General features: G+C 50.3%; 11 protein-coding genes and 5 tRNA genes. 6 read left to right on the forward strand and 10 right to left on the reverse strand.

Annotated features, from left to right (window positions below):
* Positions 1 to 38: 38 nt before the first annotated feature.
* Entirely contained in the window at positions 39 to 1,613 is a 1,575-nt protein-coding gene (locus tag DFR42_RS06200) for a thioredoxin family protein (RefSeq protein WP_110254013.1), read from the reverse strand.
* A gap of 244 nt (positions 1,614 to 1,857) precedes the next feature.
* On the opposite strand from DFR42_RS06200, the gene DFR42_RS06205 reads away from it, so the two are divergent.
* On the forward strand, positions 1,858 to 2,910 hold the full coding sequence (locus DFR42_RS06205; protein ID WP_110254014.1) for a sulfate ABC transporter substrate-binding protein: 1,053 nt from the start codon (positions 1,858 to 1,860) through the stop codon (positions 2,908 to 2,910).
* A 72-nt stretch (positions 2,911 to 2,982) separates the two neighbouring features.
* Here the strand turns inward: DFR42_RS06205 and DFR42_RS06210 are convergent, their stop codons facing one another.
* The 5 genes from DFR42_RS06210 to gltX all read right to left on the reverse strand — a co-directional run bounded on the left by DFR42_RS06210 (position 2,983) and on the right by gltX (position 5,322).
* On the reverse strand, positions 2,983 to 3,402 hold the full coding sequence (locus DFR42_RS06210) for a DUF1801 domain-containing protein (protein WP_110254015.1): 420 nt from the start codon (positions 3,400 to 3,402) through the stop codon (positions 2,983 to 2,985).
* Positions 3,403 to 3,537: 135 nt separating this feature from the next.
* Positions 3,538 to 3,613: transfer RNA gene (locus tag DFR42_RS06215), tRNA-Glu, on the reverse strand.
* Between the two features lie 66 nt (positions 3,614 to 3,679).
* Positions 3,680 to 3,755 (reverse strand) — tRNA-Glu (locus tag DFR42_RS06220).
* Between the two features lie 32 nt (positions 3,756 to 3,787).
* Positions 3,788 to 3,863, reverse strand: a tRNA-Ala gene (locus DFR42_RS06225).
* A gap of 64 nt (positions 3,864 to 3,927) precedes the next feature.
* On the reverse strand, positions 3,928 to 5,322 hold the full coding sequence (gene gltX / locus DFR42_RS06230) for a glutamate--tRNA ligase (RefSeq protein ID WP_110254016.1): 1,395 nt from the start codon (positions 5,320 to 5,322) through the stop codon (positions 3,928 to 3,930).
* Positions 5,323 to 5,514: 192 nt separating this feature from the next.
* Here gltX and DFR42_RS06235 point away from each other — a divergent pair, with 192 nt between their 5' ends.
* The 3 genes from DFR42_RS06235 (at position 5,515) to DFR42_RS06245 (ending at position 6,745) form a co-directional block, all read left to right on the forward strand.
* Positions 5,515 to 6,417, forward strand: a complete 903-nt coding sequence (locus tag DFR42_RS06235) for a pseudouridine synthase (RefSeq protein ID WP_211324158.1) — start codon at positions 5,515 to 5,517, stop codon at positions 6,415 to 6,417.
* A 73-nt stretch (positions 6,418 to 6,490) separates the two neighbouring features.
* Positions 6,491 to 6,567: transfer RNA gene (locus DFR42_RS06240), tRNA-Pro, on the forward strand.
* A 101-nt stretch (positions 6,568 to 6,668) separates the two neighbouring features.
* Positions 6,669 to 6,745: transfer RNA gene (locus DFR42_RS06245), tRNA-Pro, on the forward strand.
* Between the two features lie 78 nt (positions 6,746 to 6,823).
* Here the strand turns inward: DFR42_RS06245 and ribD are convergent.
* Positions 6,824 to 7,921 (reverse strand): bifunctional diaminohydroxyphosphoribosylaminopyrimidine deaminase/5-amino-6-(5-phosphoribosylamino)uracil reductase RibD, encoded by a 1,098-nt coding sequence (gene ribD, locus DFR42_RS06250; protein ID WP_110254271.1) that lies wholly within the window; start codon positions 7,919 to 7,921, stop codon positions 6,824 to 6,826.
* Positions 7,922 to 7,943: 22 nt separating this feature from the next.
* On the reverse strand, positions 7,944 to 9,032 hold the full coding sequence (apbC, locus tag DFR42_RS06255) for an iron-sulfur cluster carrier protein ApbC (RefSeq protein ID WP_110254017.1): 1,089 nt from the start codon (positions 9,030 to 9,032) through the stop codon (positions 7,944 to 7,946).
* Positions 9,033 to 9,213: 181 nt separating this feature from the next.
* Here apbC and DFR42_RS06260 point away from each other — a divergent pair, with 181 nt between their 5' ends.
* On the forward strand, positions 9,214 to 9,900 hold the full coding sequence (locus DFR42_RS06260) for a carboxypeptidase regulatory-like domain-containing protein (protein WP_110254018.1): 687 nt from the start codon (positions 9,214 to 9,216) through the stop codon (positions 9,898 to 9,900).
* Positions 9,901 to 9,961: 61 nt separating this feature from the next.
* On the opposite strand, the gene DFR42_RS06265 is transcribed toward DFR42_RS06260, so the two are convergent.
* Both DFR42_RS06265 and DFR42_RS06270 read right to left on the reverse strand, forming a co-directional pair.
* A complete protein-coding gene (locus tag DFR42_RS06265; RefSeq protein WP_110254019.1) occupies positions 9,962 to 11,482 on the reverse strand; it encodes a phage tail sheath family protein in 1,521 nt (506 codons plus the stop codon).
* Between the two features lie 46 nt (positions 11,483 to 11,528).
* Entirely contained in the window at positions 11,529 to 12,128 is a 600-nt protein-coding gene (locus DFR42_RS06270; protein ID WP_110254020.1) for a DUF924 family protein, read from the reverse strand.
* Positions 12,129 to 12,253: 125 nt separating this feature from the next.
* Here DFR42_RS06270 and DFR42_RS06275 point away from each other — a divergent pair, with 125 nt between their 5' ends.
* Positions 12,254 to 12,787 (forward strand): GbsR/MarR family transcriptional regulator, encoded by a 534-nt coding sequence (locus DFR42_RS06275; RefSeq protein ID WP_110254021.1) that lies wholly within the window; start codon positions 12,254 to 12,256, stop codon positions 12,785 to 12,787.
* Positions 12,788 to 12,812: the final 25 nt, after the last annotated feature.

Consider the following 12,812-nt stretch of genomic DNA (forward strand, 5'->3'; position numbering starts at 1 on the left):
TTTTTTAATGTTGCGCTAATGCTTTAGCACGCTAGCTATCAGGATTTGGTCAGCACTCCCTGGCAGACTGTTTTTTGCGGATCAGCCGCAGGCAGTTTGCCGCAAATACCATCGAGTTGCGTGCGTGCTTTTTGATAGGCGACTTGATGCTTTCCTTCCTTGTTCCATTCGGTCAGCTTCTTACCCATTTTTTCCAGATAGGCACGGTTGCGCTCATAAAAAGCATTGTCAATTTTTGCCGCTTCGCCAAAGACATTTTGCACAGCTTTTTCTATACGTGCATCATCATTCGGTGCCAGTTCAACCAGGCTGCTGACATAGTTGGAACCCCATTGCAAACGGGTCGCCGGACCTTTGGCAGCGTTATAAGCCTGTTCATACCAGTTTGCTGCAGCCACTTTATCGCCACGTTTTTTGGCATTGGAACCCAGGGTGGACATAAAGTAGTAAGGCGAATGTGAACGCTTGAGTTCAGCCTTGAGCAAGGCATCAGAATCATCCAGCAAGCCAGCACCACCCAGTGCATAGGCAGCGGCATTGACGACGGACTGGCGCTCATATGCATCGCTGGTAGCCTGCTCTATCAGCCCCACACGTTTTTGCACTTCTTTTTGCAAAGCCGCTTCAGGTTTGGCATTATCCAGACTAGCCAGCGAAACCTGGGCAATGATTGCACCCAGCCTGTCGGTTTTCGAAATGCTTGCGTCGTCAGCCAGTTTGACCAGGGCAGTATTCCAGGCATTAACCAGTTTAGTGCGCGGCTCTGATTTGCTGGTGGTCAAGAATTCTGTTATTTCTTTTGCGCCATTCGACAGCAAGTCCATATTGTCCCTTGCCGTTTTTGGATCAGCGATGGCTTTCAAGACTTTCTCTGTCGCCTGAGCCTTGTCTATCGCTGGCACGGTCTGACTTGGTTTGGCAGTAGCTGCAGCATAAATACCGCGCAAATACAGGCGAGTGGCATGCAAACCAGCCGGGCCAAGTTCTGACAATTTCAGCAAGGTCGGAACCAGCTCTTTGCCTGCAACCAGTTTTTGCTCGGGGTCATCCCATGAATAGTCGGCCAGCAAGCTCCAGTCTTCATCTTTGAGATTCTTATTGCCCGCCAGCGCCAGCTTCATGGTGTCCTGGACAGACAAGGTAGTATTCAAGGCCTGGGTCAGCACTTGCAGATAACGTTCAGAATCGACTTCGCCTGGCAGACGGGTAATCTCTGTGCCATCCGGCTTGAACAATATCATGGTGGGGTAACCGCGCACCTTGAACTGTGACGCAAATTTTTGTGCGCCTGGTGTATCGCCATCCAGATAGACAGGGATGAAGTGACGTGATTTATCGATGAACTCCTGACGATTGAAAATTGTCGCCTTCACTTGATTACAAGGCGGACACCAGATTGCGCCCCAATACAGGAACAAAGGCTTGTTACTGGCCTTGGCCTGGGCAAAAGCCGCATCTACATTATTGTCTTTGCGCCAGTCTATGCCGGCTTGAGCTGCGTGGGCAGACGCGCTGGCCGCTTTGCTGTCAGCCGCATAAGCTGGCAGTACTGTCATGCCTGTAGCCACACTTGTAGCCAATAAAGCCACCATCAGGGAGGAAATTGTCTTCATGAATTTGGACCTGGATAAATATATCAGGCGCTCAGTGTAACAAAATTAATGCAGCTATTGTGTACTCAACATGCCCCGCAATCAGACTAATTTGGAGCATGCATATTTGATTTTTCACTCACAGACGCAAGCCTTTCCTTATACCTTTCCTTATGCTTTTTTTATCTAAGCAAGTAAAAATATCATCGTTCACAATCCAGTCATTATTCCGCATCATGAATAATCTGAAACTGGAAAGTAAAAAATGAGCAAAATCGCGCATGTGAAACAATTAATCAAAACCCGCCAACGTCAACGCCGCGCCACCTTTACCGCAGCCTTGCTGATTGCAGGCGTGAGCCTGTTCGCCTCATATACGCCAGCGCAGGCAGCTACCGGCATACTGAATGCATCGTATGATGTAACGCGCGAATTGTTCAAGGACATCAATCCCGCCTTTGTCGCTGACTGGAAAAAGAAAACTGGTGAAAGCATCAGCGTCAACCAGTCCCATGGCGGCTCCAGCAAACAGGCACGCTCCGTCATTGATGGACTGGAAGCATCCGTCGTCACCATGAACCAGGCCAATGATATCGACATCCTGGCAGACAAGGGTTTGTTGCCACAAGACTGGGCCAAGCAATTCCCAAACAATGCTGCGCCGTTTTATTCGACCATGGTGTTCCTGACACGCAAGGGCAATCCCAAGCATATCGCTGGCTGGGATGACCTTGGCAAACCCGGCTTGAAAGTCATCATTCCCAATCCAAAAACATCGGGTAATGGCCGCTATAGCTACCTGGCGGCATGGGGCTCAGTCATCAAGAATGGCGGTACAGAAGCGCAGGCAAGGCAACTGGTAGAAAACCTGTTCAAGAACGTCCCTGTCCTCGACGGCGGTGGACGTGGTGCGACCACCACTTTCAGCCAGCGTGAAATTGGCGATGTACTGGTGACATTTGAAAATGAAGTGCAACTCGTACGCCAGGAATTTGGCGACAACTTTGAAGTTGTCTATCCAAAAATCTCCATCCTGGCAGAGTCCCCGGTTGCAGTCGTCGACAAAGTCGCAGACAAACTGGGCACCCGCAAAATTTCTACCGCCTACCTGCAATTCCTGTACACAGAAGCAGGCCAGGACCTGATCGCCAAACACTATCTGCGCCCACGCTCAGAAATCGCAGCAAAAAAATATGCCGCTTCTTTCAAACCTGTGAATTTGTTTACTGTCGATGATGTATTCGGTGGCTGGAAACAAGCGCAGAAAAAGCACTTTGATGATGGCGGGGAATTTGACAAGATTTACATCAAGAAGTAAGCCGCTAACAAAACCATAGCAAACAACACGACAGAAATCAGCATAAACAAATCATCAAACAACGCATATTGTTTATACGCCCAGCATGGGTAAATGTTTTCTGTCGTGATAAGTCAGTGACAAAAGAATGCAGTGCTTCACTTCATCCACAGGGATTTCATCATCCTGATGAAAAACAATGGCGCGATTACCCTGAAACTTCAGCTTATCGCTGTAAAGCTCTTTAAATGTTTCGACCAGCCGGGTCTGGCAATGAAAATACATGGTGTATTGTTCAGGCGCCGAACTCTTCCAATCCATTCTGACTGTGCTGCCTGTTTTTACGAGATAACTCGGCTGGCCCCACTTCAGTGTTTCTTCCAGCGTGTCAGCCACCTTACATTCTGATGCAGTATCCAGCACCAATTGGCGCAGGGCCATCAGCTTTTGTCTCATATGGGATGGATAGTTATTGAAGACATCTGCAACCTCGGGATTTTTTAATTTATCCATCACTGCCCCCTTCCTCGCTGAAACACTGCACTGAAAGCTTATTGTAGAAATAAGCTGAAGAGAAAAGCATAACGCAAAAACAAAAAAAGCCTTGATTTCTCAAGGCTTTTTTTGCTTCTCTTAACGAGAAATTACTGGCGTCCCCAAGGGGATTCGAACCCCTGTACTCACCGTGAAAGGGTGATGTCCTAGGCCTCTAGACGATGGGGACATATTCTGTCCGTATTACTGACCTAAACTACAACAACTTGTTGTCCACAATAAGCATTAAGTTTATTGGCGTCCCCAAGGGGATTCGAACCCCTGTACTCACCGTGAAAGGGTGATGTCCTAGGCCTCTAGACGATGGGGACAACAAGTATGTTTTCTGCTCTGCCACATTTTTTGGTGGAGGTAAGCGGGATCGAACCGCTGACCTCTTGCATGCCATGCAAGCGCTCTCCCAGCTGAGCTATACCCCCGACGCTGCAGAACAGAAACAAGATTATAGGGGATACATCGTCAGATGTAAAGCCCCCAGACTTTCTAGCCTGCAATTACACTCAGGCGCTGCGTAACCACTTCGCGGCCAAACAGCTCGATAACGGCATCGATGGATGGTGTTTGCAATTGACCTGTCAGCAGCAAGCGCAAAGGCATGGCCAGTTGTGGCATCTTCAATGAGAAGTCGGCCAGGGTTTGTTTCATGGCGGCAGACAGGGCTGCCTTATTCCATTCCACGGTTTTGCACAGTTCGGCGTATTGACGCAAGGCTGGCAAGATCGCTTCTGTCACATGCTGGGTCATCAACGCCGGGTCTGCCGCTGGCTGACGATAGAACAGCATGGCGGCCTGCCCCAGCTCTACCGTGGTATTGGTGCGCTCTTTCAACAGTGCGATCACGGCTTCCAGTGCGGGAGCATTGTCAAACTGCGCGCCATCATCCAGCATTTGCTGCTTGATCAAACCTGCCAGGCGCACATTGTCTGCGGCCTTGATGTAGTGGTTATTAATCCAGGCCAGTTTTTCAGGATTGAACTGGGCAGCAGAAGCAGATAAATGGCTTAAATCAAACCAGCTGCACATTTGCTCCATGGAGAATATCTCATCGTCACCGTGGCTCCAACCCAGGCGCGCCAGGTAGTTGAGCATGGTTTCCGGCAGATAGCCTTGCAGCGGATAGTCCATCACACTGGCAGCACCATCGCGCTTGGACAGTTTTTGGCCATCAGGGCCCAAGATCATAGGCAAATGACCATAATGCGGCAGGGTTGCGCCGAGCGCATTCAGGATATTGATCTGGCGCGGTGTGTTATTGACATGGTCATCGCCACGGATAACATGGGTGATTTGCATATCCCAGTCATCGACTGCGACACAGAAGTTGTAGGTTGGCGTGCCATCAGGGCGGGCGATGACCAGGTCATCAAGCTCACGGTTGCCTATGGTGATTTGTCCTTTGACGACATCCAGCCAGCTGACTTCGCCATCCAGCGGGTTCTTAAAACGTATGACTGGTTTGCGGTCTGCCGGAATCGCTGGCAAGGCCTTGCCAGCCTCCGGACGCCATGTGCCGTCATAGCGCGGTTTTTCACCTGCAGCACGCTGACGCTCACGCATAGCCTCAACTTCTTCCGGCGAAGAATAGCAGTGATAGGCAGTGCCTTTTGCCAGCATGTCGGCCAGCACTTCGCTGTAGCGCTCCATGCGTTTCATTTGATAGTAAGGGCCTTCGTCATGATGCAGGCCCAGCCAGTTCATGCCATCGAGAATAGCTTGCACCGCTTCTGGTGTAGAGCGTTCAAGATCGGTATCTTCTATGCGCAGCACGAAAGTGCCACCAAAATGACGGGCAAATGCCCAGCTGAACAAGGCAGTGCGGGCACCACCAACATGGAGATAGCCGGTAGGGCTGGGGGCGAAACGGGTACGTACAGTCATGAGATCACTAGCCTGCGCCCTGCTGTCGATGAAGCTGACCTACAAGAGCGCGATAATGGTTAAAACCAGCATTTTACCGTTTTAACCTCCCGGACGGATAGTTTAGTGATACCTGGCAGTTCACTGAACTCCAGACCACTATCTGCGTGATAGTATGGCGACGCCAGCAGACCACCCGATAAACGATCAGACATGCAAGTCCAGCCTCCCCTGTCCCTGCCTTTACCAGTACGCGACGGCATCGCGCCCAGCTATATCTGGATACCCGAAGGTCATTGGGACAATGTATTCAGTTTTTTGCAAGATCACTTCCCCGATGTGAGTGCAAGTACCTGGCTAGCACGCCTGGATAAACATGAGGTCGTTGATCAACACGGCAAAGTCCTGCTTGCAGATAGCGCGGTCAAGCGCGGCATGTGTATTTACTACTACCGTGAAATCGAGAATGAAACACCTATCCCGTTTCATGAAGAAATCCTGTTCCAGGATGAGCATTTGCTGGTTGTAGATAAACCGCACTTTTTGCCCGTCATTCCATCCGGGCGATTTTTGCAGGAAACCTTGCTAGTCAGACTGAAGAAGAATACTGGCTTGATGGACCTGACCCCCATACACAGGCTGGACAGGGAAACTGCAGGCGTCATGCTGTTTTCACACAATCCATCCACCCGCGGGCAGTATCAATCCATGTTCCAGCGCAAAAGCATGGCAAAGACCTATCACGCCGTTGCAAGGCATTTGCCTGAATTGGTTTTCCCGCTACGTCATTGCAGCCGCATGGAAGAAGCCGAAAAGTTCTTTGTCATGCGAGAAGTCGCGGGCATGGCAAATTCAGAAACCCTGGTTGATATCAAGGAAAGACGTGGTGAATATAGTCTTTACCAATTGCAGCCTGTGACCGGTAGAAAACATCAATTGCGCCTGCATATGAGCAGCCTTGGTGCACCTATCGTCAATGACGCCTTTTATCCAGTCGCCCTGCCCTGCAAGGCAGATGATTTTTCTGCACCGTTGCAGTTACTGGCCAAGTCCATCTGTTTTGATGATCCGATTACTGGCGCGAAACGTTATTTTGAGAGTAAAAAATCATTATAAATGCTTGCTGCGCTGGGTACGTAAAGTCAAACGGCTTGACAAGCTAGTCTCAAAACAGTACTATTGCGGTCTTCGGAGTGTAGCGCAGCCCGGTAGCGCACCTGCTTTGGGAGCAGGGGGTCCAAGGTTCGAATCCTTGTACTCCGACCAGATTCCAGGGATCGTCAAAGACGATCCCTTTTATTTCGGCAGATTCAGATCTTGTCTTTCAAGCTGCATCGACTGAAATAATAAATGACAGACCAGTTTTTCGGAGTGTAGCGCAGCCCGGTAGCGCACCTGCTTTGGGAGCAGGGGGTCCAAGGTTCGAATCCTTGTACTCCGACCAGTTAAAAAGGATCGTTGAATATTCAACGATCCTTTTTTCTTTTCTGTTTTACATTTTCCTGCTTCACATTTAAATGATTTATTTGAATCGCGCAAACACCCGCAAATCATCACCCACCTGGCTGATTTCGTGAAATTGCAAAACCCTGGCCTGATCCACATGCGTCAATTCAGGTAAATTAAATAAACCAGCCCCACTCCCCAGAAGCTTGGGGGCCAAGTACAGCAATAATTCATTAACGCAGCCTTGACTGATCAAGGTGCCATTCAGGGTCGCCCCTGCTTCGACATGTAATTCATTGATTTGCCTGCGCCCCAGTTCTTGCATCAGGACGGGCAAATCCACTTGCTGATTTGTACCCGGCAAGCAAATCACTTCTGCCCCCACCTGCTCCAGTTGCACCTGTTTTTCAGCATCTGGCACAGCGCAGACGATCAAGGCACCGCCTTGCAACACCCTGGCTTGTGGTGAGATGCGCAGGTGCGAATCGACAATGATTTTTTTTGGCTGACGTGGCGTGTCCACACCCCGCACATTCAGCATGGGATCATCTGCCAGCACGGTACCTATGCCAGTCAAAATCGCATCAGCACGCGCGCGCCATTGATGACCATCCTGTCTTGCTGCTGGCCCGGTAATCCACTGGCTTTGGCCATTACTCAAAGCAGTGATGCCATCAAGGCTGCCAGCAACTTTCATCCTGACCCAGGGCTTGCCTGTTTCCATGCGCTGGAAAAAACCTATGTTCAATTCCCGCGCCTGCAAGGCCAGATCAGGAAAAGTACCGCATTCAACTTCAACGCCAGCTTCCCGCAAGATACTTAAACCTCGCCCTGCCACTTGTGGATTGGCATCCTGCATGGCAGCGACCACGCGTGCTATACCGGCATCACGCAAACCGTTGGCACAAGGAGGTGTGCGGCCAAAATGGCTGCACGGTTCCAGCGTGACATAGGCAGTGGCGCCACGCACATCGTGGCCTTTAGCAGCGGCATCGTGCAAGGCCTGCACTTCTGCATGAGCCTGCCCTACCGGCTGCGTCCAGCCCTGCCCCAGCACCTGCCCATCGCGCACTATCACGCAACCCACTTTGGGGTTGGGGGAAGTTTCTATGGTGGCGCGCCTGGCCAGCTCCAGTGCTTGCTGCATGTAAGCATAATCAGCCTGCCTATCCATACTATCCATACTCGCTTGCACCTCAGGTATTTTGTATGGTGATAGTCGGGAACTTGCTGGTCATGTCCTTGGCTTTTTCAGCGACCTTGATAGCGACTTTGCGGGCGATGTCTTTATACAGAGCGGCAATTTTCCCATCAGGTTCGGCAACCACGGTAGGCGTACCGGAATCAGCTTGCTGGCGTATGCTCATCGTCAAAGGCAGGCCGCCGAGGAAATCGACGCCAAAGTCAGCGCACATCTTCTGCCCGCCACCCTCGCCAAAAATATGCTCGGCATGACCGCAGTTGGAACAGATATGGATACTCATGTTCTCGACGATACCCAAGATAGGGATGCCGACTTTTTCAAACATTTTGAGACCCTTGCGCGCATCCAGTAGAGCAATATCTTGCGGTGTCGTCACGATGACAGCACCAGTCACTGGTACTTTTTGCGACAGGGTCAGCTGTACATCGCCAGTGCCTGGCGGCATATCGACGATCAGGTAATCCAGATCACGCCAGTTGGTTTGCCCCAGCAATTGCTGCATGGCCTGGGTCACGAGTGGGCCGCGCCAGACCATGGGTTCATCAGGGTCTATCATGAAACCGATGGAAGAGACTTGCAGGCCATGGTTTTCCAGTGGCTCCATGGTTTTGCCATCGACTGTCTCAGGGCGACCAGAGATACCCATGATCATGGGTTGCGAAGGACCATAAATGTCGGCATCCAGGATACCAACAGCGGCACCTTCAGCAGCCAGGGCCAGTGCCAGATTGGCAGCGGTAGTCGATTTGCCGACCCCGCCCTTGCCTGAGGCCACAGCAATAATATTCTTCACATTCGGCATGAGCTTGATGCCAGGCTGCACAGCATGGGCAATGATTTTTGAACTCACATTGACTGCGACTTTACCTGCGCCAGGCAAGGCAGTAATGGCTGCCACAACGGCAGCGCGTATCAGCTCAAACTGGCTTTTGGCCGGGTAACCCAGCTCCACGTCCAGGCTGACATCTGCGCCTTCTACCTTGATATTTTTTACTGATTTAGTCGTTATCAGGTCTTTATTGGTGTTTGGGTCTGTCACTTTTGCCAATGCGGCTTTAATGTCGTCAACTGTAATACTCATGCAATTCTCCATAGATATCCTGCAAGTCTAGCGCAATTTGCTCGTCCGGGCTGCAATACCCATGATGACAGGCTTGTTGTATGGGTGCATCTTGTGAAGACACAAACTCCTTTGCCAAAATAAAGTTCAAGCATAATAGTCCTGCGCACATTTGTTTTTATAAGAAAATCTGGAGAAATTGATGCAAATACTAGCAAAACTGCTGCCCCGCAAATTCTGCCTGTCATTGTCTGTTTTGGGATTGCTCAGTTATTCACTGACTGCCCAGGCTGGCTTGCTGGTGGGGCATCTGACCGACAAGAATGGGCAAGCCATGAGTAACGCAGTCTTATTTGCAACACCACTGGATACGCCCTCACCGGCGAAAAAACCTGGTGAAACCAGTGTGGTAGCGCAAGAAAATTATGCCTTCAGCCCTTTCCTGACTGTTATACGGAGTGGTACTCAGGTGCGTTTCCCTAACAAGGATAATCACGAGCATCACCTGAAATCATTTTCTCCGGCCAAGACTTTTGAATTGCGTGTGAATAGCAAAAAAGAAGAGCCTGCCCCCATCCTGTTTGATAAAGCGGGGGAAGTTGCCCTGGTTTGCCACTTCCACGACTGGATGCGCGGTTTCATCTATGTGGTTGATACACCGTATTTTTCCAGGACAGATGCGTCAGGCAGTGTTGCCCTTAACAATCTGCCAGCGGGCAAATACGAAGTGAAAGCCTGGGCACCGAATATGTTTGGCGAACCTTTGGCACAAACAGTGCAAGTGGCGAACGATGGCCCGACCAATGTCAAATTCCAGTTCAGTTTCGTACCGAAGGCACCACCGGCACCCCGCAATCTGAGCAAGAGTGCGACATTTGGCTATGACTGACTTATGAAACTTGCGAGTGCCCAGCATAGCGCAGGGCACTCATTTCCATCTTAATCTCAGCTTAGCTGGTTTGCATTTGCTGCTGGAAAGTCAGCACGATAAACTCAGCCGGACGCACCAGCGCAAGCTTTACCGTGACATTCATCACACCGTCCAGTATATCTTGCGCAGTCATAGTGCTGCCCAGTCCCACACTGACGCTGTATGCATCAGATGCTTTAGCACCAATCAGCGCGCCCGCCTTCCATTGCGCAGTCAGGAAATTGCTGATCATGGCATTCGCACTACTCCAGGTCTGGCTATCGTTGGGCTGAAATACCAGTGACTGCAACGCAGTTTTAATCGATTGCTCCAGCATGATGACTGTGCGTCGGACGCTGATATATATCCAGTCATCACTATTCCCCGCCAGGGTCCTTGCGCCCCAGACCAGCAAACCATAGTTAGGAAACGTCCGTATGGCATTCACAGCCATGCCATTCAAGGGTACATTCAAGACAGCCTGCTCCTGATCACTAATGGCGACCACAGGAGAAATGGCATTAATGATGGTTGTATTGGCTGGCGACTGAAATACGCCAAAAGTATGATCATTGCGTGCATACACGCCCGCCATGGCTGCCGCTGGCGGCAGCAGGTTAACGCTGGTAGCGATATTCTTCATGCAGGATTGATACAGTGGTGATACTGCCACCAGGCTTTGATGGTGCTGGCGCACAGCCACGGCATCGCCAGTCTGTGTCAATGAATTGACAATGGCCAGATAAGACTGCAATTTCAGTGAAGTCGCACCGGATGAGTCAGGAGGAAATAAAGTCTGCGCTTCCAGAGTCAAATCTGCTACCAGCAAAGGCAAGGTAGCGCTTGAAATCCAGCTGTAATCGATATTGCTGAGGCTGACGATATTTGTGTTCAGCCACGGGTAATAACTGACGCCATATTTATTACACTCTTCACCCAGTCCGCCAATCTGGTAAAAGCCGCCACTGCTCGTGCCACCAGTGATGGGATCTTGTGCAGTCCCATCTGCAGGTAAATAGCCATTATGTACATCCAGCACGCACATGATGTGCTGCGACTGCTCACAGCTTTGCAGTGCCAGTTGCGATACGCTGACCCAGTCTTGCTGACTAAGATGCACCGCATCTGGCATGACCAGCAAATCCGCTTCTGCACAGTCAGTCGCAATGGGCAGTGCATTCGTATAGGCATCTTTGCTAAAAGCACCGGCAGCGATCACTTCATCATACGTACCAAGAGAAAGTACATAGCAAACCCCGCCACCATTATTAAAAAACAATTCCAGACCAAAATACAAACCAAAAGCCGGAGCAGCTTTATTGGCTTGGTATGGTGGCGTCGCCTGGGTATTGCTCTGATAGTCGTACTCGATATGAGGTGCAGCACCAAAAATGCTGATGTATTCACTCAGCGAAGAAATGCGCAAGGGGTAATTTACTTTGCCGGCGATAGCTGTATAAGCCAGAAAGACAGGAATGCCCGTAGGGACTGCCATTACCGAACTGGAAAAACCATCTACCTCAGTAACATAGACGCCTGGCGTTGCAAGTTGCTTTGTCATACTGGATACTCCCGGTTAATTTGCCTGCTATTTGGCTACTTGATATCTAAAAAGAGGAGCCGGGCCCGGCCAAAAATGTCAGTTCATCTGCGGTAGAGGTACGCCCGAGTATCGCATTCCTGTGTGGGAAACGGCCAAAGCGGCCAATAATCGCGCGATGCTTAATCGCGAACTGATAAAAACCATCAAAAGTTTCGCGCTGCGCTGCTGGCACTTCCCGTCGCAATGCATCGTACAGGGCAACCGATTTGTCCTGATCTGCCAGCGACTCTGAATGTTCAAGTGGCAAATAGAAAAATACTCTTTGTATGGGGCGCAACTGACGGTCAGCCTGCAATTGCAGGCCTGCCTCACAGTAAACCCTGGCCTGCACATCATAGGCAAAAGACTCAGGCAGATTCCTGTACATATTTCTGGGGAACTGATCGCAAAGGATAATCAATGCTAGCCTGCCTTCGGCGGTATTTTCCCAGCCTGACAATTCGCCCTGTATGGCTTGTTCAGTCAGGTTAGCGAAGCCATCCCTGATCGCAGCATCCAGGTCATCACTCTTTGACCACCATAATTTGGCCTGGGATTGCGCAGTTTTGGCATCGTCGGCATCCAGGCCAAACCAGAAATTTAATACGGCGTGCAAATCATCCATTAAAGCCCTCATCTTTCAGATCTTGTTTAAGTCTCATTTCCAGCAATTTTATCTTTTATTAAGGAAATTCATAATTCTTTTATTTCTGTCTTGACTGAAATAAGGGAATTAACTACACTGTGCTCATGGAACTTACACCCGTCAAACAAAAATTTATCCTGCACTGGGGCGAAATGGGCACCTTATGGGGTGTTAACCGCACCGTGAGCCAGATACATGCCCTGTTATATATCGTTGGTTGCCCCATGCAGGCGGAAGAAATTGCAGACACTTTGGGGGTAGCAAGATCGAATGTCTCCAATTCACTCAAAGAGCTGCAAAACTGGAAGCTGGTAAAACTGGCGCATGTCATGGGTGACCGCAGGGCACATTATGAAACTTCGCTGGATGTCTGGGAGCTGTTCCGCACTGTAGTACGTGAACGCAAGGAAAGAGAATTCAATCCTACTATCACTACCCTGCAGCAATGCCTGGATAGCCCGGACCTGGATCAGGAAGACAAGGCTACGCAGTTGCGCATAGCAGAAACCCTGGCGCTGATGAAGACCGTCACCACCTGGACCGATGAAATGCTGCGACTGGAACCAAATACCCTGATGAAGCTCCTGAAGATGGGGGCGGCAGTACAGAAATTTGTGCGTGGAGATGACAAGCAATAAGCTTGCTGCAGCAAGCTCTCCATCT

Origin of the sequence: Undibacterium pigrum (genome assembly GCF_003201815.1) — a bacterium.
GTDB lineage: Bacteria > Pseudomonadota > Gammaproteobacteria > Burkholderiales > Burkholderiaceae_D > Undibacterium > Undibacterium pigrum.